Source organism: Effusibacillus consociatus, from assembly GCF_042652925.1.
Classification (GTDB): Bacteria; Bacillota; Bacilli; order Tumebacillales; family Effusibacillaceae; genus Effusibacillus; species Effusibacillus consociatus.
Window position 1 is genome coordinate 14670 of record NZ_JBHSHC010000033.1, and the last position, 22532, is coordinate 37201.

At 47.8% G+C, this 22532-nt stretch carries 22 protein-coding genes and 1 pseudogene; 11 read left to right on the forward strand and 12 right to left on the reverse strand.

Annotated features, from left to right (window positions below; translation table 11 throughout):
• Window positions 1-17: 17 nt before the first annotated feature.
• Complete coding sequence (locus ACFO8Q_RS05515; RefSeq protein WP_380024729.1) at window positions 18-614, reverse strand: YitT family protein; 597 nt, start codon at window positions 612-614, stop codon at window positions 18-20.
• Window positions 615-767: 153 nt separating this feature from the next.
• Between ACFO8Q_RS05515 and ACFO8Q_RS05520 the strand changes: the two genes are divergently transcribed.
• Window positions 768-2600: an aldehyde ferredoxin oxidoreductase family protein gene (locus ACFO8Q_RS05520; RefSeq protein WP_380024730.1), complete on the forward strand. Its 1833-nt coding sequence runs from the start codon at window positions 768-770 to the stop codon at window positions 2598-2600.
• Window positions 2601-2698: 98 nt separating this feature from the next.
• On the opposite strand, the gene ACFO8Q_RS05525 is transcribed toward ACFO8Q_RS05520, so the two are convergent.
• The gene (locus ACFO8Q_RS05525; protein WP_380024731.1) at window positions 2699-3019 is read right to left on the reverse strand and encodes a HepT-like ribonuclease domain-containing protein; all 321 of its coding nucleotides are present in this window, start codon (window positions 3017-3019) and stop codon (window positions 2699-2701) included.
• Window positions 3016-3306, reverse strand: a complete 291-nt coding sequence (locus tag ACFO8Q_RS05530) for a nucleotidyltransferase family protein (RefSeq protein WP_380024732.1) — start codon at window positions 3304-3306, stop codon at window positions 3016-3018. Before ACFO8Q_RS05530 ends, ACFO8Q_RS05525 begins: the two co-directional genes overlap by 4 nt.
• Before the next feature lie 261 nt (window positions 3307-3567).
• Between ACFO8Q_RS05530 and ACFO8Q_RS05535 the strand changes: the two genes are divergently transcribed.
• Entirely contained in the window at window positions 3568-3846 is a 279-nt protein-coding gene (locus tag ACFO8Q_RS05535; protein WP_380024733.1) for a hypothetical protein, read from the forward strand.
• 22 nt (window positions 3847-3868) lie between these two features.
• Window positions 3869-4951, forward strand: a pseudogene (menC, locus tag ACFO8Q_RS05540) (o-succinylbenzoate synthase); the annotation flags it as partial.
• A gap of 105 nt (window positions 4952-5056) precedes the next feature.
• On the opposite strand, the gene ACFO8Q_RS23910 reads toward menC, so the two are convergent.
• The gene (locus ACFO8Q_RS23910; RefSeq protein WP_465251878.1) at window positions 5057-5311 is read right to left on the reverse strand and encodes a MoaD-like domain-containing protein; all 255 of its coding nucleotides are present in this window, start codon (window positions 5309-5311) and stop codon (window positions 5057-5059) included.
• Window positions 5312-5314: 3 nt separating this feature from the next.
• Window positions 5315-5590 carry a ubiquitin-like small modifier protein 1 gene (locus ACFO8Q_RS05545; protein ID WP_380024734.1) on the reverse strand — a complete coding sequence of 92 codons (276 nt, stop codon included), beginning with the start codon at window positions 5588-5590 and terminating at the stop codon, window positions 5315-5317.
• 348 nt (window positions 5591-5938) lie between these two features.
• Between ACFO8Q_RS05545 and ACFO8Q_RS05550 the strand changes: the two genes are divergently transcribed.
• Complete coding sequence (locus ACFO8Q_RS05550) at window positions 5939-6859, forward strand: cation diffusion facilitator family transporter (RefSeq protein ID WP_380024735.1); 921 nt, start codon at window positions 5939-5941, stop codon at window positions 6857-6859.
• Here the strand turns inward: ACFO8Q_RS05550 and ACFO8Q_RS05555 are convergent.
• Window positions 6780-9008 carry a PAS domain-containing sensor histidine kinase gene (locus ACFO8Q_RS05555; RefSeq protein ID WP_380024736.1) on the reverse strand — a complete coding sequence of 743 codons (2229 nt, stop codon included), beginning with the start codon at window positions 9006-9008 and terminating at the stop codon, window positions 6780-6782. The genes ACFO8Q_RS05550 and ACFO8Q_RS05555 overlap by 80 nt on opposite strands.
• A gap of 224 nt (window positions 9009-9232) precedes the next feature.
• On the opposite strand from ACFO8Q_RS05555, the gene ACFO8Q_RS05560 reads away from it, so the two are divergent.
• The 4 genes from ACFO8Q_RS05560 (at window position 9233) to ACFO8Q_RS05575 (ending at window position 12216) form a co-directional block, all read left to right on the forward strand.
• Window positions 9233-10246, forward strand: coding sequence for a DUF4367 domain-containing protein (locus ACFO8Q_RS05560; RefSeq protein ID WP_380024737.1), 1014 nt, complete (start codon window positions 9233-9235; stop codon window positions 10244-10246).
• A gap of 114 nt (window positions 10247-10360) precedes the next feature.
• Entirely contained in the window at window positions 10361-11482 is a 1122-nt protein-coding gene (alr, locus tag ACFO8Q_RS05565) for an alanine racemase (protein WP_380024738.1), read from the forward strand.
• Window positions 11483-11586: 104 nt separating this feature from the next.
• The gene (locus ACFO8Q_RS05570; RefSeq protein ID WP_380024739.1) at window positions 11587-11862 is read left to right on the forward strand and encodes a CopG family ribbon-helix-helix protein; all 276 of its coding nucleotides are present in this window, start codon (window positions 11587-11589) and stop codon (window positions 11860-11862) included.
• A gap of 3 nt (window positions 11863-11865) precedes the next feature.
• Window positions 11866-12216 (forward strand): type II toxin-antitoxin system PemK/MazF family toxin, encoded by a 351-nt coding sequence (locus tag ACFO8Q_RS05575; protein WP_380024740.1) that lies wholly within the window; start codon window positions 11866-11868, stop codon window positions 12214-12216.
• Between the two features lie 140 nt (window positions 12217-12356).
• Here the strand turns inward: ACFO8Q_RS05575 and ACFO8Q_RS05580 are convergent, their stop codons facing one another.
• The gene (locus ACFO8Q_RS05580) at window positions 12357-13724 is read right to left on the reverse strand and encodes an anti-sigma factor (RefSeq protein WP_380024741.1); all 1368 of its coding nucleotides are present in this window, start codon (window positions 13722-13724) and stop codon (window positions 12357-12359) included.
• Entirely contained in the window at window positions 13721-14236 is a 516-nt protein-coding gene (locus ACFO8Q_RS05585) for an RNA polymerase sigma factor (RefSeq protein ID WP_380024742.1), read from the reverse strand. The genes ACFO8Q_RS05580 and ACFO8Q_RS05585 overlap by 4 nt, the downstream gene beginning before the upstream one ends.
• A 151-nt stretch (window positions 14237-14387) precedes the next feature.
• Here ACFO8Q_RS05585 and ACFO8Q_RS05590 point away from each other — a divergent pair, with 151 nt between their 5' ends.
• Window positions 14388-14639, forward strand: coding sequence for a hypothetical protein (locus ACFO8Q_RS05590; RefSeq protein ID WP_380024743.1), 252 nt, complete (start codon window positions 14388-14390; stop codon window positions 14637-14639).
• Window positions 14640-15273: 634 nt separating this feature from the next.
• A complete protein-coding gene (gene alaS / locus ACFO8Q_RS05595; protein WP_380024744.1) occupies window positions 15274-17916 on the forward strand; it encodes an alanine--tRNA ligase in 2643 nt (880 codons plus the stop codon).
• Between the two features lie 44 nt (window positions 17917-17960).
• On the opposite strand, the gene ACFO8Q_RS05600 is transcribed toward alaS, so the two are convergent.
• The 3 genes from ACFO8Q_RS05600 to ACFO8Q_RS05610 all read right to left on the reverse strand — a co-directional run bounded on the left by ACFO8Q_RS05600 (window position 17961) and on the right by ACFO8Q_RS05610 (window position 19351).
• Complete coding sequence (locus tag ACFO8Q_RS05600; RefSeq protein WP_380024745.1) at window positions 17961-18275, reverse strand: hypothetical protein; 315 nt, start codon at window positions 18273-18275, stop codon at window positions 17961-17963.
• On the reverse strand, window positions 18272-18718 hold the full coding sequence (locus ACFO8Q_RS05605) for a MarR family winged helix-turn-helix transcriptional regulator (protein WP_380024746.1): 447 nt from the start codon (window positions 18716-18718) through the stop codon (window positions 18272-18274). The genes ACFO8Q_RS05600 and ACFO8Q_RS05605 overlap by 4 nt, the downstream gene beginning before the upstream one ends.
• A gap of 156 nt (window positions 18719-18874) precedes the next feature.
• On the reverse strand, window positions 18875-19351 hold the full coding sequence (locus ACFO8Q_RS05610) for an acyl-CoA thioesterase (RefSeq protein ID WP_380024747.1): 477 nt from the start codon (window positions 19349-19351) through the stop codon (window positions 18875-18877).
• Window positions 19352-19517: 166 nt separating this feature from the next.
• Between ACFO8Q_RS05610 and ACFO8Q_RS05615 the strand changes: the two genes are divergently transcribed.
• Window positions 19518-20414 carry an acyl-ACP desaturase gene (locus ACFO8Q_RS05615; protein WP_380024748.1) on the forward strand — a complete coding sequence of 299 codons (897 nt, stop codon included), beginning with the start codon at window positions 19518-19520 and terminating at the stop codon, window positions 20412-20414.
• Between the two features lie 71 nt (window positions 20415-20485).
• On the opposite strand, the gene ACFO8Q_RS05620 is transcribed toward ACFO8Q_RS05615, so the two are convergent.
• Window positions 20486-22444 (reverse strand): methyl-accepting chemotaxis protein, encoded by a 1959-nt coding sequence (locus tag ACFO8Q_RS05620; protein WP_380024824.1) that lies wholly within the window; start codon window positions 22442-22444, stop codon window positions 20486-20488.
• Between the last annotated feature and the right edge of the window lie 88 nt (window positions 22445-22532).

The window sequence follows — 22532 nt, forward strand, 5'->3', positions numbered from 1 at the left end:
AAAAAAGCGTACCGAATCTAGCGGTACGCCTCTTTTTTGTTCAGAACCACACGCACGGAGGCGTTCGATTTGTAAAACAGATTGACCATCATGTTGGAAAGCAGCTGCACGGAAATGCCGAAGAGGGTCACATGCCATCCGATCAATGCCCCCGCGGCCAGTAAGATGGCCGAATTGATGGCAAACAGATTGGTGCCGAACCGGGTTCCCCATTTGCGTTCGATCAATTTTGCCAAGATGTCCATTCCGCCTGTTGTGGAACCGCTGTATAGAATTATGCTCATGCTAATCCCAAAACACAAAGCTCCCACAGATGCCGACAACCATTCAACCCGAAGGGGCGGCCCGATGGGAAGCAGATCGATGGTCAATGACATGAGGGACACGGTGAGCAGTGTGCGCAGAACAAATTGAAACCCATGGATTCGATAGCCCAGAAGCAATAGAGCGGCGTTCAGCAAAAAAAGGCCTGTGCCGTTGGGCACCCCGAACAGATTAAAAAGCAGAACGGAAACACCTGCTGCTCCCCCGGAAGGAATATTGAACGGGAATAGAAACAGTTTCATGGATGCGCCCGCCATCGCGGATCCCAGGATAAGTGAAAAGTATCGCAAGATGCATGTCTCCGTTTTTTGAGAGTTTGTCCTAATTATATCTGTTTCATCTCATATGTTCACCTAAAAGAGAATAATCTTCTAGGAGGAATATTTTTACTGAGTATAGAAAGTAAAATTAGAATCTTCTAGAAAATTGATGGAGGGGTTGCTATGAGGTTAGGAGGGTATCGCAACAGGGCAGCATGGGTCGATCTGACAAACGGAGACATCGAGTACAAAGGCATCAATGAGGAAGATGCAATTAAGTACATTGGCGGCCGTGGATTAGGCGTCAAGTACATGTTGGATAACGGTCCTGAGGTAGAACCGTTTTCGCCGGACAATCTGCTGTGTATCATGACAGGTCCTCTGACGGGGACACGTGTGAACATGAGCGGCCGCTTGTGTGTGGTTACCAAATCGCCGCTGACCAATACGGTAACGGACTCCCATATGGGCGGTTGGACTGCCGCGCGTTTGAAATGGGCCAATTTTGACGCGTTGGTTTTTAAAGGACAAAGCGACACCCCGGTGTATCTCTATGTGGAGGATGGACAGGTCGAATTGCGGGATGCCTCCGATCTTTGGGGACTGAATGTACGCACGACCATCAACACCTTGAAAGACCGGTACGGCAGTAATGATATCAGTGTCATGGCCATTGGGGAAGCGGGAGAGAAGTTGGTCAAATTCGCTTCCATCATCAACGAACACGACCGTTCTGCAGGCCGTGGCGGGACGGGGGCGGTCATGGGCCACAAGAACCTGAAAGCCATTGTTATCAAAGGGAAATCGAACATGCCGAAACCAGCCGATGAAGAAAAGTATAAAGTTGCAGTCAGGAACGGATTGAAAGCGATTATGGAAAGTCCGGTAACCGCACCGAACAAGGGCGGCTTATCCCTCTACGGAACGAACGTGCTGATGAACGTGACCAACACGGTAGGCGCTTTGCCGACAAGAAACTCCCAATTCTCCAATTTTGACAATGCGGATGATATCAGCGGTGAAACGATCCGCGATACGATCCTTGTGGAGGAACCGACCTGTCATGCATGTCCGGTTGCCTGCAAGAAGCTTGTTGAAGTGCCGGAAGGAAAATACAAGACTCGTGTGGAAAGCTACGAATATGAATCCGCTTGGGCACTTGGCGCAAACTGCGGTACGAACAATAAAGAAGCGATTGCCTATATGATCGACCAATGCAATGAATACGGCATGGATACGATAGAAATGGGGAATGCCCTTTCAACCGCTATGGAAGCCTATGAAAAAGGGCTCCACCAAGAGCGGATCGATTGGGGCGATGTGGATCTGATGATCGAATGGATCCGCAAGACGGCAGCAAGGGAAGGAATCGGAAACATTCTGGCCGAAGGGGCCGGCCGGGCGGCAGCCGCTTTTGGCAATGCAAAGCTGGCTATGGTCGTCAAAAATCAATCGATTCCCGCCTATGACCCACGCGGCATTCAGGGGATGGGCCTCGCTTATGCAACAAGCAACCGGGGAGCCTGTCACTTGCGCGGATATACTGTGGCGAGTGAAATCATGGGAATTCCCGAGCCGACGGACCGCTTGAAGGCTGAGGGGAAAGGGCTGCTCCTTAAAATCTTCCAGGACATGCACGCGTTCTCCGATTCGCTTGATATTTGCAAGTTCTCAGCTTTTGCCGAGGGTGCGCAGGAGTATGCGGAGCAATATTCGGCGGTGGTCGGAATCGACATTACAATGGAAGATGTATTCAAAATCGGGGAGCGTGTTTATAACCTGGAGCGGTACTATAACAACCTGGCCGGATTTGACCGGAAAGACGACACTCTCCCGGAACGCTTCCTGACCGAAGAAGGTTCGGGCGGCAGCGCAGGAGAGATCAGCAAGCTGCCGGAAATGCTCAAAGAGTACTACGAAGAACGAGGCTGGGTCGATGGCGTGGTTCCGGTGCAGAAACTGCGGGATCTTGGAATCAAGCCGATTGAAGACCTCGAAGGCGAGGTTATCGCGTAAGATAAAGAAATTTTATAGTGCAACGGATGGCTGTCTGCGGCTGGTCTTACTCATGACCGGCGTCAGACAGCTTTTTTTGTGGCAATCATTCCTCTTTATCATAACGCTTTTAATTTCTCTTTGAGATCAGGCAGCTCTCGAAATACCACATTCCATACAATGTCTAAATCAACACCCATATAGTTATGAATCAAAACATTTCTCAAGGCTTTCATTTGACTCCATGGAATGTCTGGATAATTATCACGAAATGCTTCTGAAATTTTACTTGTTGCTTCTCCAATAATCTCTAAGTTTCTGATTACCGCATCCTGGATCAGTTCTGATTTTACAAAAGCGTCGCGATCCAAGGAGGTGTATGTTTCGATCTTTTGGATGCTGCTTAAGATATGGGCAATATAAATTCGATCGTCCTTCATAACTGAATCGCTTCCCCTAAGACTTTATTTTGAATTAATGGATGAAGCGATTTTTCAGTCACTATATCGACTGAGTATCCGAATCGTTCTTCCAGCTCCTGTTTGAATCGGATAAGGTCAAAAAGACTACGCCCTTCTTCGAAGTTGACCAGGAGATCAATATCACTTTCCTCTTTTTCTTCCCCTCTGGCAGCCGATCCAAAAATTCGAACATTATATGCTCCGTGCTTAGATGCTATTTCTAGGATGCTATTACGTTCCTCTTGTATTTTCTGTAGTAAGGACATTTTCCCACATCCTTTAGTAGTTTTCACAAGCTTTACGCTTCTTGATAATAAGTCTGCGTTCTCTTTCCGTTCATGTCAATTGAATTTTCTACTGAACGTGCTTGTCCTTTGACAACTAAGAACTTTCCGTCGTTTTGTTTTTTGTTCGTGAAAATATTTCCGAAAATTTAGTCCGAGGAGTGGTGGATTGCCAGTGACCGTGTTGTTGAGAAATTAAAGCACGACCGGAGCAGACAAGAACACTTCCGTGATGGATCGCTATTGATTCAGGTGAATGTAAATGATCAAGGATACCCCGTACCGTCCACTAACGATTTAAACCTTGATTTGTCTGATGAAAGATTGCTTGTTCCCGTTCCGGCCGCTTTTCAAAAAATAAAGGAGCGTGATTTACAGTTGGCCCTGTCGTGGCGGATGATCACCGTTCTGTATTTACTGATTATTTTAGGCGCGGCTGGCAAGTTGCGGATTTTATTAAAAATCAAACTTCAGGTAAAGACGAAACAGGGACTGTTCACTATTACGCACTCCGAAAGTTGAAGTAAGAGATGGAGGAATTTCCGTGGAATTCAAACACATCGTGTTACGACATTTGAAAATGGAACTGCTGCACCCGTTTACAACCAGTCTGGGCACAGAATACGAAAAAGATTTTATTCTTGTAGAGATCGTATCCAGGCAGGGAATATCCGGGTGGGCAGAATCTGTGGCCTCGAAGGATCCCCTGTATAAAGAAGAAACGTTAAAAACCAACTGGCATATTATGGAGGATTTTTTGATCCCTCTCCTGCTGCAAGAGCCGATTCATCATCCGGATGAAGTTTCGGATCGGTTTAAGCATATCCGGGGCAATTACATGGCAAAGTCCGCTTTGGAGGGAGCAGTGTGGGACCTTTACGCGAAAGAACAAGGAATTCCGCTATCAAAAGCTTTGGGCGGCAGGAAAGAGAAAATCGAGGTAGGGATAAGCATAGGCATCCAGAATTCAGTGGAACAATTGCTGCGCTTGATTGAGGAATACGTGTATCAAGGATATAAACGGATCAAAGTGAAGATACAGCCGGGATGGGACGTGGAAATCATCAGGGAAATCAGAAGACACTTTCCCGACATTCCATTGATGGCGGATGCCAATAGTGCGTACTCGCTGAAGGATATGGATCGATTGACTGCGCTGGACGAGTTTCAATTGACCATGATTGAACAGCCTCTTGCTCACGATGATCTGATAGATCATGCAGACTTGCAAGCGAGACTGCAAACGCCGATTTGTTTGGACGAAAGCATTCATTCTGCGGAAGATGTGCGCAAAGCAATCAAGCTGGGAAGCTGCAAGATTGTCAATATAAAAATAGGCCGGGTAGGAGGATTGACGGAAGCCAAGAAAATTCACGACTTGTGCGAGGAACATCAAATTCCGGTCTGGTGCGGCGGAATGCTGGAGTCGGGGGTCGGGAGAGCTCACAACATTGCGATTACAACATTGCCCAACTTTATTTTTCCAGGGGACACCGCGGCTTCTTCCCGATACTGGCAGCAAGATATCATTGATCCGGAGGTTACGGTGGAAAACGGCATCATTACGATTCCAACCACGCCAGAGATCGGATATGAGCCCAATTATAAACGTATTGAAGAGAGGACTTTTACAGCAAATTATACAAGAGATAAGAATGAACAAGACTCTGGTGGCCGAGGAGGGGACTCGAATCGTTGGTACCCCGCAGATTATTCAAACTGCTGCGGGGTATCACCCGCCTCCTCGAAGCGCCTTCACCCGGAAATCTGCTATCACTCGCTCCACAACTTCAGGGCTGCCTGTAAAGGTAATAAACGTGCGGGGAATCTTCATGACTGTTGAAAAAGAGATTGTATCTTCTTCCGATAGTTCCGCCTTCCAGCCATCCCCGAGAATCACAGAGGAACCGGATTCTTTTCCTCCCAATTCCACTAAAAATCTTTTATAAGAAGACTGGTAGAGTCCCCGGAATTCGAGCCGCACCACGCATCAACCGCCCCCAACCGGCGGGATCAACGCGACTTCGTCCGCAGCTGACAGAACGGAATCGAGACCGTTTCCGTGAATAATGTTTTTCCCGTTAATAAATACATGGACATGCGGCAGCAAACGTTGCTCGGAGTCGAAAAGTTCGTTTTCAAAAGCCGGAAACTTCTCAATCAGGGCGAAAAGCAATTGACGGATGGTCTGGCCGTCCTGAATATCCAGCGTTACTTCCTTGCCTGCAGCAATTTGGCGAAATGTTGCGAATACTTTAATGACCATGTGAATTCCCCCTTCCCTACTAAAGTATCACATTTTTAGAGATTATGGTTATGGGAACCGAAATAGCAAAAAACGGCACCAAGGCCGCTTTTGTTAGTGGACCAACTCACTTTGTTGAGAAAGAACAAAGAGATACTCGAGGTAACTTTCCAAATCCAAACGTCCGTCCCGGATAAAAAATTCGAGGGTTTTCAATTCTATCAACCTCCGAAATGTTTGATTGGTAGTATTAGTATAGACCTGAATCTAGTAACTTATTCCTTTGTATGCTAGATTTTTTTCGAGAGAAAAAACAGGGAAATCGAAGTGGATAGAAGACGGGAACGACAGGATATAATGAAATGAGGAATGGAGGTCGGCGGGTTGGAACATCGTGAGAAAGTAAGCAAGAGAGCGGCTTGGATCGCAGTTGCGTCCAACGTCCTTCTAACGGTTTTGAAACTGGTCGTCGGATACATATTCCTTAGTAATGCCTTAGTCGCGGACGGATATCACTCAGCGGCTGATGTATTGGCTTCGGTGGCCGTTTTGATCGCCATGAAGGTTTCCAATCAGCCTGCGGATGAAGATCACCCTTACGGTCATGGCAAAGCGGAAGTGATCGCATCTGGAGTTGTCGCGGGGATTCTGACGGTGGCCGCTTTGGAGATCGGAATCGGTTCAATCGAAGCGATGACGGAACCTGCCCATCCACCGCACTGGATTGCATTTGCCGTCGCCAGTTTCTCTTGGGTATTGAAACAGATTTTATATAGATATACGATGGGGCTTGGCAAACGGTTGAACTCTGCCGGATTAATTGCAACAGCTGTTGATCACCAAGCGGATGTCATTGCTTCCATTGCTGCCGTTCTGGGGATTGGTGCCGCGCTGATTGGAAAATGGGTCCATATTCCTTTGCTTTATTATGCAGATCCATTGGCAGGTTTTGTGGTGGCGTTGTTAATTCTGAAGCTTGCCTATGAGACCGGAAGAGAAGCGGTTGAAATCTTAATGGAACGTACTGTGGAACCGGAGAAAATAGAGGCGTTCAAAAAAACGGTTCTGTCGGTTCAACACGTAAAAAGATTGGACCGTATTCGCGCCCGTGCCCACGGTCACTACATCTTGGTCGATGTCCGAGTGGGAGTGCCGGGAACGATCACGGTCCAGGAAGGTCATGATGTGGCACGAACAATTCGGGATACAATCAAGCGGGAGCATCCAGATGTGGAAGAGGTACTTGTCCATCTGAACCCTTGGTATGGGGGAGAGGAAGGTGAATCGTAAAAGTGCTTCCTTCTCCTTCTTTACTGCTCGCCTGTATGGTTCCGCCATGCTCTTCGATAATTTGTTTGCATACCGGAAGCCCCAGTCCCGTGCCCCCTTTTTTGGTCGTATAAAACGGTGTAAATATATGCGGGAGAGTTTCGTCAGCGATTCCGCAACCTGTATCCGCAACTTGAATCACTACGGTTCGCTCCGCCTGGGAAATTCGAATCGATACCGTAACCGATCCTCCGCGAGCTGTTGCTTCCAATGCGTTACGAACCAGATTAATGATGACCTGTTTAATCTTTGTCTGGTCACAAAGTATCGTTTCATCCGTCAGATAAAAATGAAGATTAACCCCTCGCAAAACGGCTTCACTTTCCATCAGAATCCGAATGTCATCAAGCAGTTTCAGTAAACTGGTCGGCTGCTGTGTGTCCAGATTTTTTCGGGACAGGTTGAGGTATTCGGTGATAATTCCATGTGCCCGTTCCAGTTCTTCCATCATCACTTGCACATACATCTGCAGTTTGTCGGGATCCGGCTGTCCTTTCGACAACAATTGGAGGAACCCTTTGATCGAAGTGAGCGGGTTGCGCACCTCATGTGCCATGGAGGCAGCCATTTGGCTTAACGATTGGACAAGATCGGTTCGCTTTGACAGTTCACTCCACTGCCATTCGGTTGAGAGATCTCTGCCGATCAGCAAGGCGCCTTTCATCGTGCTGTGCGGGTTTACCAGGGAAAGGACATCGAGTGAAAAATGGCTCATTTGTCGGTTCAGAAACTCTTTTGGCATTGCGTGAGCCCGTGAAGAACGGCCGGACAAGACGAGCCGCAAATCTTCACAGACGGATTCTTCCATACTTGACTCAAATATCTGTCTTCCTACCCACTCGCTGCGGGAGATAGACAAGATCCGTTCAAAAGCATGATTCATATAGGCAATGGTCCCATTTTCATGAAGGATCAAAACTCCTTCATTCAGGGCTTCGAGCAGCAGAGCGGTTTGTGTTTGAAGCCGACGGAACTGATGGTAATCCCGCAAATCATAAATTGAGATGACGATCCCCTCGAGGCGATCTTTTGACAGCATATTAAAAGCACGGAGTTCGACCGGAATCGAACTGTGGAGCTTCGTGTGGAGTATGTATTCCGCCTGTATTTCCATTGGGGCCTCACTGTACAACAAACCCGAAAGCGTCGGACTTCCGGCCTGAGGCTGATATAAGAGACATCTTTTCTGAATGGGCAGTTCGTTCAATTCCTGCACAGTATATCCGGTCAACTCTTGCAGTTTCGGATTGAGGTAAACAAATTCCCTCTTGTCATTCAAAATCGCCACTCCAGATGAGGAGTGATCCAGCACACGTTTCACCAACTGCCGATACATGGAAGTAGATTCCAGAAAAGGCCGGATTGAAGGGGGAATGTTTCCGGAATGATCCAACAAATCGGTCATTTCATCGTCATCAAATTTCAGCAGTTCGGTCCCAGGCTTTAAAGAATAGCGCTGTAGCGCCAATTGCCTGGAGTAATAGAAAAGAACGAGCAGCAGAATCCATACGCTTACTGAAATTGAAGCCCATTTCAGGTGCTGCATCGAGTTTTCGCGGATTTTGCTTTTCACCATGTCTTCCGGGATGCTGACGCCCAATAAACCGAATAGGTGACCGTTCTTGATCAAGGGAACGGTTAAGAGATAGCAGGGGCCGCGCCAAGGGCTTTCCACGAATTGAAAGGAAGAAAGTTTCGTATTCAATACATTGCGACTGGGATGATCCGGAGGAAGCGGTTTCACGATTTCGTCTTTCGTGAGTTTAGCCTGCCCGTACGCAAGTACCGAATCCCGTTCCGCATCATAAAAAGCGACGGACACACCGTTTATGGAAAGAGTTTCAGCCAGAGGCTGCAGTTGTTTATGTAAATAATTCAGCTGATAATCACGCGGATAGAAATCCATTTTGGCTTCACTGAGAAGATCGTGAAAAGTTCGCCCCTGCAGCTTGTCCTCAGCGGCCACCGAAACATGAAACAAAGTCTCGCGGGTTTGATTTAAGATCAGGTTCCTGTCCGATACAAGTGCTTCCACAAAATACAAGGCAGCGATAGTGAATCCAACTAGAATAAATACACGGAGTAAGAGCTTCTCACTGAAAAGTCTCATGGGGAGAAACCTCCAAACAGATGGCCATCAGGTAGTAATGCCTAAGAAGTCGATCTAGAAAGTAGTATATCAAGATATTCAATAATTGAATAGAAAATAAAGATTATTGATTGATTATTCTGGATAAAAAAGGGGGCTCTCTCTGTCTTGTACTATTCCTTGGACCGGTTGAATATCTTGTATCAGATGTGTGGACAGCCGTTGAGCGAAAAAGGAGTGGTGCTATGCGCAAATCGTTTGTGCTTCTCATGGTGGTCATCCTGGTGGCGAGTATGGGATTGGCCGGGTGTGGCAAACGGACGATGGAAAATGTAATGAAAGATCTGCAGGGGATTCAAGGGAGTTTGAAGTCCTATCAGAGCAAGGCGATGATGCTGGTGCAGACACCAGGTGGCTCATCCACGAAATACTACATAGAAACCTGGTACCAACGACCGGATCTGTACCGAATTGCACTGGGCGATGACAAGAAACAAATTAATCAGGTGATTGTTCGCAACGAAGAAGGGATTTTCGTGGTCAATCCCAGCTTGAAGAAGAGTTTCCGATTCAGAGGAGATTGGGCGGAGAATCAAGGAGGCCACGTGTATCTGTACCACGCCTTGGTTGACAGGATTCTGAAGGCGGAAAACAAAGAGTTTTCGATCAAAGAAGGGTTGGTCCAGATCGAAATGCCGATGGTCCCTGAGAATCCGCTTGTTACGAAGCAGCAAATCTTTTTAAAGGAAAAAAATCTGCATCCTCACCAAATGGTTCTTCTCAGTAAAGACGATCAACCGATAGTCACGGTGGATTATGAATTTTTTGATACTGGCATGAGCTTCAAGAAGGATGCGTTTACGCCGGAAGCAGCGATGACTCTTGGTCCGGAAAAAGGTGCCCTGCCTGCGGCGGCCGGCAAGACCGATTTTGGCGTAATTGAACCGGCCTACTTGCCAAAAGATATGGTGCTAAAAGAGATCAGTGAACGTGATGGGGCTATTTACTTGGTCTACAATGATGCACAAGGGAAGACAGTTACTCTGGTTGAACGACGGCCGGCTCCCGGCACAACTCCACTTCCTTCAAACACCACTGTCAGAGATCTCTATGGAACACCCGCAGTTGTTACTGGTGCGGGAGAAGTGAAGACAATGTATTGGACAAATCGAGGTGTGGAGTTTTCGATGACGGGTTCCCTGCCGATTCAGGAAATGATGAAAATTGCGCAGTCCACGATGGGGACGGTGGGAAAATAACAACGTTATACAGAACAAAAAAGGGCGGATCAATCACCGTCCTTTTTTAACTGCTTGACTAGCCCGGTTTGCGTTGATACGCTTTTTAAAACAGAAAGAATCGAGGGCGCATTGATGATTCGACCGACTTGGGCGGAAATAAACCTTTCAAATATTGCACACAATGTTCAAGAATTTCGCAGAATCCTTCCGCCTCATACCCGAATCATGGCAGCCGTAAAAGCTGACGGATACGGGCACGGGGCGGTTCAGGTAGCCAAGCGGGCTTTGGCGGCTGGCGTCACATATTTGGCGGTTGCGAGTGTAGAAGAAGCGATTGAACTCAGGCAAGCACGGATCCTGGCACCGATACTCGTTCTTGGGTACACCCCTCCTACGGCTGTAGAACATGTTGTTCGCTGGAATTTAACCCAAACGGTATTTCAGACCGATGTGGCGGAAGCGCTGGCCAAAACGGCCGCAGCAGCGGGGAAATCAGCACGCATTCACGTAAAAGTGGACACGGGAATGGGCCGTATAGGAGTACAGGCGGAGGAGGCGGCTGCTTTTATCAGCCAGCTGTCGGGTCGGGATGGAATTGAGGTGGAGGGTATGTTCTCCCACTTTGCCACAGCTGATGCAGCTGATAAACAGTATGCGGAAGGGCAAATTTTGAGATGGAAGACTCTCCTTGGACAGCTTGAGGAGCGGGGAATGAAGATCCCTCTTCGGCATATCGCCAACAGTGCGGCAGCAATTGAATTTCCCGAAATGGCATACGATATGGTGAGAATCGGCATTTCGTTATATGGACTTTATCCTTCCAAAGAAGTGAACCGATCAAAAGTGGATCTCCGCCAAGCACTTCGCCTGGTCAGCCAAATTGTTCATTTGAAAATCCTGCCCCGCGGTGCCGGAGTTTCGTATGGGGCTGCAAGGATCGACCGGGAACAAGCGGTGATTGCCACGATTCCCATCGGTTATGGGGATGGATATTCCCGTCGACTGTCCGGGAAGGCGCATGTATTAATTCGCGGGCAGCGAGCCCCGATTATCGGCCGCATCTGCATGGACCAGTGCATGGTGGATGTCACCGATATTGAAGGTGTGTCTCTTGGAGATGAAGTCGTGTTGTACGGAGGCCAGGAAAAAGATTTTATTTCTTTGGATGAAATAGCGGATTTGTTGGGAACAATTTCTTATGAAGTGGCATGTGATCTTGGAAAGCGAGTTCCCAGGGTTTATTTGGAAAAATAACCGCAAAAAAGCCTTTTTTAAGATTTCTGACTTTTGACATATGCTTGGAAGAATGGGTATAATACCAGAGTGGGTAGGAATAGGTAACGTGTCGGGGGTGCCGGATGTTGTCAAAGACGAAACGCATTATGATCAGTATTCCAAATCATCTCCTACAGGAAGTGGATGGTATCGTGGAACAGGAAAATTCCAACCGGAGTGAATTGATTCGACAGGCTATGAGAATGTACCTGAACGAACGCAAGAAGCGGCACATTCGGGAAACGATGCAGCGCGGCTATATGGAGATGGCGAAGATTAATTTGAATATTGCATCGGAAGCGTTTCTGGCTGAAGAAGAAGCGGAAACCACACTGGATCGGCTCGTTAGCGGGGTGTAGCCCGTGAATGTTAAGCGTGGGGATGTTTTTTTTGCAGAATTATCACCCGTGGTCGGTTCCGAACAGGGTGGATTCCGCCCCGTGCTCATTCTTCAAAATGACATCGGCAATCGCTTCAGTCCAACTGTGATCGTGGCGGCTATTACCGCTCAGATCCAGAAGGCAAAACTTCCCACTCATGTTGAGATCAAAGCGGAAAAGAACGGACTTGAACGTGACTCGGTTATACTTTTGGAACAAATACGTACGATCGACAAACAACGATTGACCGATAAAATTACTCATTTGGATGACGAACTGATGTCAAGAGTAAACGATGCATTGATGATATCACTTGGATTGATTGAATTTTAAAGCCCTTGCCTGGTTGGGTTCAGGCAAGGGCTTTTTGATGCGAGACGGGAATGTAACCGTTTCTACCCGTCTTTATAGGGCCTCGACTTTTAAGAAGCAAGGCCCTTCCGTCCACTCGATGAGGATTCACTGGGGTGGACTTATCTGGAACTTTGCATCTTTTTGTAATACTGCAATGGATCTGAGACATTCCCTGTTAAGTCATAATATTGACCGTTCTGTTCGTACAGATAATAGTTCAAATCGCTATGCCACAAAGTGGCTCCCATGACGAGAGCGGGGTCGGTCTGAGCGGTGAAGATGGCTGCCCGTTTCCCATTTTGCAGTTTCGTGGTGAGGTCACCGGACGCTTCTTGCTCAAATACCACTTCTATTGTTTCTCCCGCTTGAATTGTTCCTCCAGAAGGAGTCAGGTTTTTCTCTACGGTTAACTTCAAGGACTGTACTTTCGTGATGATTTTTCCATCTTGCTGCTCGATAGAGATTTTCACGTCCCTAATGGTTCCCGTCACGACCTGGGCGACTTTTTCAAAATCACGGTAGTAGACCGGTGCATCCTTGACGCTGAAAGGGGAAGTGCTGCTTTTGATCACATCCCACACTCCCTGTCTTTTCACCAACAACACGTATCTTGTATTGGTTCCCTTTTGATAATTGGTTTTGGTGCCCGGGGCGAAATCAACTTCGATTCTTGCTTTTCCTGTCATGACGTTTTTCTCTGTCTGGGGGTCAGGAGTAAAGTCGATCAAGCTCATTTCTTTTATGCCGGGGACATTATATTCGTTTGAAAAGTACTGTTGAATCCGTTCTTCAACCCTTGGTTCGTTTTGAAAAGCAAATTGGGCAACCGACCATTTTCCGTTCTGTTTAATCAGCACGATTTGTTGTTTCTGGGGGCCCGCTTTAAACTTTGATGTTGCAATGCCGGGCTGCAGTTCAATATTGAGCACCAGAACTCCAGTGACCTTAGCTTGTTGAGCATTGGAGTCCGGCATGAAGTCATCTATTTGAATCCGCTTGACTTCATTTATGCTGGTGTTTTCTCTAAAATAAGCGCGAATCGCTTCCATCATTTCCGGATTTTGAATAGAAGCCCTTGGACCGACTTCAATGGCGGGAACATTCGGATCGCCGATGGGAATAGAAGTTATTTGCTGCTGGTTGTCTTTTTCCGGTACTTCGGACGCAGATTGAGTCATAGGTGCTTCCTGGCCGTTTTTCAACAGGATCCCTGTTGCTAGAGCAAGCAACACACTTGCCGCTGCGGTGACAGCCAAAATCTTTTTCCAAGGTTTTGTGCGATTTCTTTGTACGGTTTCCCGAATGACTTCCTTGCTTGGCACTAACGACCGGGAAGGAGAGGGGACCTCGATTGCGCGAAGGCTGCCTATGATCTGCTGCATATCAGTCGCTTCCCGCTGGCATGAGAAGCAAGTTTCAATATGTTGCAACACTTCTTCAGTCTTCTTGCCTGACCAGAGTGCATTTTGTACGTCTGCGCATTTCATAGAACTTCACCTCCCTTGAGAAACAAGCTTCGTAACCGGTCTTTCAGGCGGAACACCCTAGTTTTCACGTTCGATTCGGAAATGTTCATGATCTCGGCCACTTCCCGGACCGACAGGTCATTTTGAAAACGCAGAATTAAAATGTGACGATCCAGTTCGGGCAGATCTTGCAGCAGTTTCTCCAATAGAATTCGTGAATTTGAAGTATCCTCGAAAGAACGGCTGGCCGCGTGTTCCGGTAAAGATTCTGCCTGCCGGGACTTCATTTTTCGAAGATAATCTTTGTACGTATTCATCACCAAGGAATAGACCCATGTTTGAAGCGAACTGTCTCCCCGATAAGAAGATAATTTGGTACAGATTTTGTAGAGTACGTCCTGGGCGATATCTTCCGCATCCTGCTGATGACGGGTCAAATGGAAGGAAACCCGGTATACGAATGGCTCCAGTTCCCCAAGCAGCGTGGCCATTTCTTCTTCATCGACGAGCGCTCGTTTAATAAACTCTTCCATGGTTCCACCCCTCCTCCCCTTGTACAGTGTGCTCATAGAATCTGACGAACAGATGGGTCTGAAGGTTACAACTGATTCCAAAATGTTTGTCTAATGATTTCCTCGGCTGGACAAACTATCCCTGTGAAATTTTGAAAAAGGGGTGTCGCCTATGCACCAAAAACCGCATTTGCAGCGCAGGTCCGATTTTATCGGGGACAATTTTATAGCGGAACACAATGATGCAGGAATTCTGGTTACCCGGGAAGGCAACACGTATCACTTTGCGGTCGAACTGGACGTGGACTCGGTGGTGGAAGTGGAGTCCACACAAGAAAAGGATCGGGTGAATGACATTATTAACTCTTTGATCCCGAAAATACCGGACATCCGGGAGCGATTCGGGGACTGCCTGCCTGACTGACTGACTTCGAACCATCTGTTTGGGACCTGTTGACTGTGGGGCAGGCCAACGCTATAATGATTTTCGAAACTGTTACATCGACAAAACGTTGCGGAAACGGAGTAAGGTACAGTCCACGGTCAGAGAGAGGGCCCCACGGCTGAAAGGGTTCTTCTGTGAAGGGTATCTGAAGCTACTTCCATAGTGCAGGTTAACCCTGCCGGCTTGTGTCCGTTACAGCACAACTGAGGTGGCCGACGCCCACCAAAGTGACGAAAAAGCTTTGTAGCGTATTCCGATACTTTGGCGGGGACCCGAAATAACGGGCTAAACGTGGGCAATTAGGGTGGTACCGCGAGAGCAAAGCCTTTCGTCCCTGTTGTGGACGGAAGGCTTTTTTGTCGTAAGCGTGAAAAAGGATGAAAAGGGATTAACGGTTTTTGGAGGCCTTATTCCTCTAAGATGATCGCCTATTTTCAGAATAACCGATTTTTGAGGCGCTATTTCGTGATTTTGTACCCCTCACAGCCCCAAAGTCTGCACATAGAGACTTGAAAATCCGTTATTTCAAAAACGAGCTCAAAAAAATTGAAAATAAGGACGCGAAACTCCGTTATCCGAGAAACGGAGCTGCTGAAAAACGAGGAGGATTCGAATGAAATCGGCTGAAATTCGTGAAAAGTTTGTCCGCTTTTTTGAATCGAAAGGGCATGATATTGTGCCAAGCGCAAGTTTGGTGCCTTACAACGATCCCTCTTTGCTGTGGATCAATGCGGGGATGGCACCGTTGAAGAAATACTTTGACGGCAGTGAGGTTCCGAAGAACCCGCGGATGACCAACTCGCAGAAATGCATTCGCACCAATGATATTGAGAACGTCGGAAAAACCGCGCGCCACCATACATTCTTCGAGATGCTCGGAAATTTCTCGATCGGGGACTACTTCAAGCGGGAAGCGATCCACTGGGCGTGGGAGTTTCTGACATCGAAAGAATGGATCGGCTTTGACAAAGACCATTTGTACGTAACCGTTCATCATGAAGATGACGAGGCTTTCAAGATCTGGAATGAAGAGATTGGAATTCCGGCTGAAAAAATTGCCCGCACCGAAAGCGACAACTTCTGGGATATTGGAGAAGGACCCTGCGGGCCCTGCTCTGAGATTTTCTATGACCGGAATCCGGAAAGAGGGCAGCCTGCCGACTTCCACCCGGATCTCGACGGAGGCACTCGCTTCCTTGAAGTTTGGAACCTGGTATTCTCGCAATTCAACCACAATCCGGACGGCACGTACACGGAGCTTCCGAAGAAAAATATTGATACCGGTGCGGGATTGGAGCGGATCTGTTCGCTTCTGCAAAATGGAGAAACCAACTTTGATACCGATCTCTTCCTGCCGATTATTGAAGAGACCAGCCGTTTATCCGGTAAACCGTACCACGAGAAGGAAGAATGGGATGTAGCATTTAAAGTGATCGCTGACCACGTGCGGACCGTGACCTTCTCCATCGGAGACGGTGCACTGCCATCAAACGAAGGCCGCGGGTATGTAATTCGTCGTTTACTGCGTCGTGCGGTTCGCTTCGGGAAAGTCCTTGGTGTTGAGAAGCCGTTCTTGTATTCGCTGGTGAAAGTTGTCGGCGACATCATGGGTGTCTACTATCCGGAAGTCGTGCAAAAGCGTGAATTTATTGAGCGAGTGATTAAAGCGGAGGAAGAGCGCTTCTCCGAAACATTACAAGAAGGCGTGAACCTGCTGTCCGAGGTAATTAACCGGGTTAAGGCAGAAGGAAAGACCGTTATCCCAGGTGAAGACGTATTCCGTCTGTATGACACATATGGCTTCCCAATTGACTTAACCGAAGACATTGCGTTTGAAAACGGGCTGACCGTTGACCGCGAAGGATTCGAGAAATCGCTGCAGGAACAACGTGAGCGTGCACGTGCGGCACGGAAAGACGTGTCCTCGATGCAGGTGCAAAACACCGTATTTGAGGAATTGGGCGAATTGGTCTCCACTTTCATCGGCTATACGGAACTCGCTTCCTCTGGTAAAGTACTGGCCATCATTAAAGACGGAGCCATCGTAAAATCGGCCCAGGAAGGCGACGTGGTGGACGTTGTACTCGACCACACCCCGTTTTATGCGGAGTCGGGCGGACAAGTCGCGGACAAAGGAATTATCTCTGTCGGAGAAAAAGCCCAACTGCAGGTTCTGGACGTACAAAAAGCCCCAAACGGCTACCATGTCCATAAGGTGCAGGTAATTTCGGGCGAAGTGGACGTACTGGATACGGTTGAGGCTTCCATCGATGCGGCGAAACGCGCCGATATCATTAAGAATCACACCGGTACCCACCTGCTTCACAAAGCCCTGCGGGAAGTGTTGGGCGAACATGTTGCTCAGGCAGGTTCATTGGTGGAAGCGGATCGTTTGCGGTTTGACTTCTCCCATCTCAGTGCGATGACGGCGGAAGAGATTGCTCTTGTCGAACAGAAAGTCAACGAACAGATATGGGCGAATACACCTGTTGAAATCCGTGAAATGCCGATTGAGGAAGCCAAGAAACTCGGTGCCATGGCGCTATTCGGTGAAAAATATGGCGATGTGGTGCGTGTTGTACAAGCTGGAGACTATTCAATCGAACTTTGCGGAGGCTGTCATGTGGGCCGTACAGGAGAGATTGGAATCTTCAAGATCGTCTCCGAATCTTCCATCGGCGCAGGAATTCGACGCATAGAAGCGGTAACCGGTCGCGGTGCCTACGAGTTTATGCAGGAGCAAACGAAGCTGCTGGAAGAAGTAGCAGGGAAACTCAAATCGAATGTGAACGACATTCCGTTCCGGATTGATGTTTTGCAATCGAATGTGAAGGAATTGTCAAAGGAAATTGAATCCCTGAAGGGTAAACTGGCCTCTTATGAGGTAAAGGGCTTGGTCGATAAAGTGCAGCAGGTAGAAGACATTTCCTACATTGCAGCTGAGCTTGCAGGCTTGGATATGGACGGTTTGCGCAATGTCGCGGAAGACCTGCGGAATCGCATCGGTTCCGGTGTCATTGTAGTAGGCGGAGTGAACGAAGAAAAAGTGAACTTTGTTGTCGCGGTGACAAAAGATCTGGTAGCGAAAGGTTTGCAGGCGGGCAAGATTGTGAAGGATGTCGCGACAATCGCCGGAGGCGGAGGCGGAGGGCGTCCGGAGCTGGCCCAAGCAGGCGCACGTGATGCTTCCAAGCTGCCGGAAGCAATTGCTCAGGTTCCGGAGATCTTGAAAAATCAACTGGCGAACGCGAAGTAAATCCAAGAGGCCACCGTTTTTTAACGGGGCCTCTTTTGTGCTGCCTACCAACCAAATTGAGAAACGGTATACAAAATCATACTGACAGACAGGAATGCAGAGGCAATGGTCAAAGCAAAGATCCATTTCCTCTTATTCCGGTGTCTGTAGAGGCGATACAGTGAGACCAATACGGTGAAAACGGTCGCAACAATCATGAATCGCCGAATCCACAAGACTCCGGACATGGTTGCCATCATGTTGGTGGACCCGCCGAGCAACAAGAGAATACCCATGTGAAGCCAGTGATGGGAGGAAGCCAGAAAAGAGAGAAGTACGGATGAAAGGGAAACGGCTGCTTGACGATTCTCGGAATTCATTCGGATTCTCCTCTCATTTTGGATAAGGAATCGGTAAACATACGAAAGCTTTGAAGGATTTGCTGCTGTTGTTGATTCGACAATCCATTCAATATCGATTGATAATAGCGAACCGATTGGGTCCGAACCGTTCCGATTGAATTTTTTCCCTTTTCCGTCAGGAAAAGCAGGACTTCCCGACGATTCTTCTCATTTACTTCGCGGCGGACAAAGCCGGCTTTTACCAAGCTGTCAACCAATCTGCTGACAGAACTTCGTTCCAGATGGAGTTTATCTGAAAGTTCACCGACCGTTAACGTCTGTTTTTCAAGTTCCTGCAGCGCTAACACCTGCGACACCGATAACGGGTAACCGCATGGTGTAACTGATGGATCCAGCAATCCAAACAACCGGATAAATTTTTGAACCAGGGTTCGTAGTTCCAAGATTTGATCAGTATCCAAACAGATACACCTTCCATCGGTATTTTACATGTATTATACAACAATTGTATAATACATGTATTTTTCGTGGATGTCAAAGGAATCTTAAACTGAAAGGATACAAAAAATGGTACAGAAACTACCGACCGCATCGGTTTGCTTCCGTACCATTTTAAGTTAAAAATCGAATTTTTCCCGGCGGCGTTTGCGCAGTGCGGCCCGTTCCTTAGCCAACTCAAATTGATATTTTTCTTCTTCGGTTTCCGGTTCAATCGGCGGCACGGGAATCGGACGGCCGTTTTGATCGACGGCCACAAACGTAAGAAAGGAAACGCCTGTTACCCGGCGCTCAGTCAGACTTTCCGCTTCAATCGTGACCATTACTTCCATCGAGGTTCGGCCGGTCCAGGTGACCGACGCATTCAGAATAATCACTTCACCCAATCGAATTGGGGAAAGAAAGTCAAGGCTGTCGAACGAAGCCGTCACCACCGGCAAACCGCAATGGCGGGATGCAGTTATGGATGCGATACGGTCGACGTAGGACATCACTTCACCGCCAAAGATCGTGCCGTGATTATTCGTTTGTGCGGGGAGGATGATATCGGTCATTTGAGATCTTGACTGAGAAGGTTTTTTCGGTTTTAACGACATATGTAAGCTCCTTTCTCGAAACGATACAATTATATAGTCTACACCAAGTTGGCAGCAAATCCCTGCTGCACAAAAATTCTGCAATTCCCACTTTTTTACCTGTCTTTTTTTGCTTCAATCTTGTAAACTTGAGGGAGTCCTATATAGAAAAGAGTTGAGAAACAGAGTGCTACTTCTCTCCGAAACCAATTTTAGACTTGAAGCCCGTTTAAAAGATTTGTTGGATCGTCACCGCGAACAGGCTGCCAATATCGATTGGAGCTACCATGAATATATTCCTTGGGAACAGGGACGCAGTTTTAAGACCGATCCTTGGTCGAAAGAGCAAAGAAAGATCCCGGATGAGATCTATACCGCCATTGAGACGGCACTTCTTACGGAAGTGAATCTGCCGTGGTTTACAGCCGGTTTAAGCTCTACGTTTCGCGGATCTTTTCAGGTTCTGCAGGATTTTGTCCATACCTGGACGTCCGAAGAGGACCAGCACAGCAACCTGCTGGAAACCTATTTGATCATAACCCGAAACTCCAATCCGACTGAACTGCACAAGCTGCGCAAGCATGTGGTGGAGCAAGGATGGGAACCGGATTATGAGACTCCAATCGAAACGATGATTTACACGACGATTCAGGAACTGGCCACCATGGTCTTTTACATGAATGTGGCCAAGGCGGCTCAACCGCATGATCCGGATCTGTCAACCCTGCTGCGGCGTTTGGCGAAGGATGAGACTCTCCATTACACATTCTATCGGGATGCGGTAAAAGTCCATCTTGAGCTGGAACCGAATTATGTAAGTTTGGTTACCGATGTCATCATGAATTTCAGGATGCCGGGTGCGACTATGCCCGATTTTGAAGAGCGGGAAAAGATTATCGCGAAACATGCGAATTACAGCCCGGTCCATTACTTCAATCAAGTGGTCGATACGTTGATCGATTACTGGGGCATTCGCGATCTTCGTCCGTCCTCCTCGCAAGCGGAAGCGGATCGGTTGCGTTTGCTTACCCACTATGACCGTTTAAAGCGGATTGTGGATAAGATTTCAAAGTCACGCGTCTAGAAAGCGATTCCATAAAAAGTCCCTTGGGGTTGAGGCATTCTTATCTCAATCCCAGGGGCTTTTCTTATTGTTTAGTTCAGCTTAAACCTCTTCACCGTTTCCTCCAGGTCATAGGACAGACGAGACAATTCTTCCGCGGAACTTGCAAGCTGCTGAATGGTGCTCGATTGGTCGGTCACGGATGCTGTAACTTCTTCTGTCGCCGCAGCCGATTCTTCTGCAATCGCCGCCAAATTGGAAACCACGCTTGAAACTTCTTCCGTGGATCGGTTCATGCGATCCGTTGCTTTTGCAACATCGCTTGCATGTCCTACGATTTCTTCGACCGCTTTTGCAATTCGTTCCAGAGATTGCAAAGTCCCACGAACAATATGGGTTCCTTTTTCTGCTTCTTCCGTGCCTTGCGTCATCTCTTCGACCGCCATTGTTGTTTCATGGCGAATCTCGGCAATGACGGACGTGATCTGTTCGGCAGCCTGCCTCGATTGCTCGGCCAATTTTCTCACTTCGTCCGCCACAACGGCGAATCCCCGCCCCGCTTCGCCCGCCCGGGCAGCTTCGATTGCCGCATTTAGCGCGAGCAGGTTGGTTTGCTGCGCAATATCTGTAATCAGAATCACCATTTGTTCAATTTGCTGGGACTTGTTTTCCAAAGAGAGAATCTGATCGGCAGATCGGCGAGCTGCAGCTTGAATTGTATCCATTTGTGCAGTCGCCTGGTTCACACCATCCATGCTTCGTTTTGACTCCTCGTTTAATGACTGGGTTAACTGATGCACTTGATTTGCGCGTTGATGGATTACGGCGATCTCGGAACGAAGGTTCTCCACCCCCATGGCCGCCGAATCGACTTGTTGGGTTTGGCTCTCATTGCCGGCTGAGAGTTCTTCCATGGTCGCCGCAATCTGTGTCGCTCCTTGAGAGATGACATTCGTCCCCTGAGAAAGCTGGTTTGACGCATCGGATACCAACTGAGCGTTCCGCCGGGTCGCAAGAAGCAGTTCTCGCAGTTTTAAGATCATATCGTTGACCGATTCATTTAATTGATGAAACTCGCGAGTCATTGTAGTAAAGGTTACCCTGCTTGTTAAATCTCCTGCGCTCACATGTGTGGTTGTCTCCATTACGCGCTTAACAGGATTTACGAAAATATTCGACAGGAAAAACGCCACAACAGCTCCGATCAAGGCCAAACCCAGACCGACTATGATCTTCTTGACAAGAAGTTTGTGGGCGATTTCGGAAATCTCCTGCTCAGGAACCTGTACAGTGGCCGACCAGCGAACGGCAGAGTCCGGAGTCGCAATTGGAGTGTAGGCTCCATAATTTGGCACTCCCTTGGAATTGACCCAGGAAGAAACGCCGTTTTTGCCGTTTAAGGATTCCGCTACTGAGAAGGTGTTGCCGATATTAACCTGTTTCAGGACGAATTCATCAAAGCGCGGATGAGCAATTGCAATGCCTGTTTGATCGGCCATATAGGCATAGCCGGATTTTCCCGGTTTCACATCTTTCACTAAAGATTGAAGATACGCCAGACTTAAATCGCCGCCGATGGTTCCTATGATTTTTCCGGATCCGTCTTTTAACGGTAATGCGATGGTGACGGTTGGCTGATTGGTAGCCTTGGAAATATAGGACCCGGAGAAGTAATGCTTCCCCTGAATGGCAGTCTTGAACCATTCGCGATCCGAACGATTGGCATTCTCCCCGGAACTGCGTGCTGTCTGCATCCCAGCTGAATCGGTTACATACAACAGTTCGAAAACGGGCTGCATCTTAACAACTTTCTCCAGTATCCTCCGTTGGAGAGTTCCGTCTTTTGAGAGAATTTCCGGATCTGCACTTAATGCTTTCATGGTGATATCGGCTTCTTTTAACCGTGTTTCAGTGGAAAGTTTGATATTTTCTGCTTGAATCTTCATTTCATTCGCAAACTGCTGGCGAGAAGCTGCTTGATTATCTCGATAATCAAGAATTGATAAGGTGATGATAGGGAGGATGATAAGTAACGAAATAACACTAACCATTAGTACTTTTAGACTGATGTGACATTTCAATTGGATGCTCCCCTTAAAATAAGATTCACACTGAAATTATTTCGACAATAGCCGAGCG

What these genes read in the sequence shown, in the direction of transcription:
- alaS (WP_380024744.1), top strand. Translation starts at nt 15,274, where the DNA reads ATGAAATCGGCTGAAATTCGTGAAAAGTTTGTCCGCTTTTTTGAATCG.
- ACFO8Q_RS05555 (WP_380024736.1), bottom strand. Translation starts at nt 9,008, where the DNA reads ATGAGACTTTTCAGTGAGAAGCTCTTACTCCGTGTATTTATTCTAGTT.
- ACFO8Q_RS05530 (WP_380024732.1), bottom strand. Translation starts at nt 3,306, where the DNA reads ATGTCCTTACTACAGAAAATACAAGAGGAACGTAATAGCATCCTAGAA.
- ACFO8Q_RS05560 (WP_380024737.1), top strand. Translation starts at nt 9,233, where the DNA reads ATGCGCAAATCGTTTGTGCTTCTCATGGTGGTCATCCTGGTGGCGAGT.
- ACFO8Q_RS05525 (WP_380024731.1), bottom strand. Translation starts at nt 3,019, where the DNA reads ATGAAGGACGATCGAATTTATATTGCCCATATCTTAAGCAGCATCCAA.
- ACFO8Q_RS05620 (WP_380024824.1), bottom strand. Translation starts at nt 22,444, where the DNA reads ATGGTTAGTGTTATTTCGTTACTTATCATCCTCCCTATCATCACCTTA.
- ACFO8Q_RS05600 (WP_380024745.1), bottom strand. Translation starts at nt 18,275, where the DNA reads ATGAATTCCGAGAATCGTCAAGCAGCCGTTTCCCTTTCATCCGTACTT.
- ACFO8Q_RS05580 (WP_380024741.1), bottom strand. Translation starts at nt 13,724, where the DNA reads ATGAAATGCGCAGACGTACAAAATGCACTCTGGTCAGGCAAGAAGACT.
- ACFO8Q_RS05610 (WP_380024747.1), bottom strand. Translation starts at nt 19,351, where the DNA reads ATGTCGTTAAAACCGAAAAAACCTTCTCAGTCAAGATCTCAAATGACC.
- ACFO8Q_RS05520 (WP_380024730.1), top strand. Translation starts at nt 768, where the DNA reads ATGAGGTTAGGAGGGTATCGCAACAGGGCAGCATGGGTCGATCTGACA.
- alr (WP_380024738.1), top strand. Translation starts at nt 10,361, where the DNA reads ATGATTCGACCGACTTGGGCGGAAATAAACCTTTCAAATATTGCACAC.
- ACFO8Q_RS05550 (WP_380024735.1), top strand. Translation starts at nt 5,939, where the DNA reads ATGGAGGTCGGCGGGTTGGAACATCGTGAGAAAGTAAGCAAGAGAGCG.
- ACFO8Q_RS05585 (WP_380024742.1), bottom strand. Translation starts at nt 14,236, where the DNA reads ATGGAAGAGTTTATTAAACGAGCGCTCGTCGATGAAGAAGAAATGGCC.
- ACFO8Q_RS05545 (WP_380024734.1), bottom strand. Translation starts at nt 5,590, where the DNA reads ATGGTCATTAAAGTATTCGCAACATTTCGCCAAATTGCTGCAGGCAAG.
- ACFO8Q_RS05570 (WP_380024739.1), top strand. Translation starts at nt 11,587, where the DNA reads ATGTTGTCAAAGACGAAACGCATTATGATCAGTATTCCAAATCATCTC.
- ACFO8Q_RS05590 (WP_380024743.1), top strand. Translation starts at nt 14,388, where the DNA reads ATGCACCAAAAACCGCATTTGCAGCGCAGGTCCGATTTTATCGGGGAC.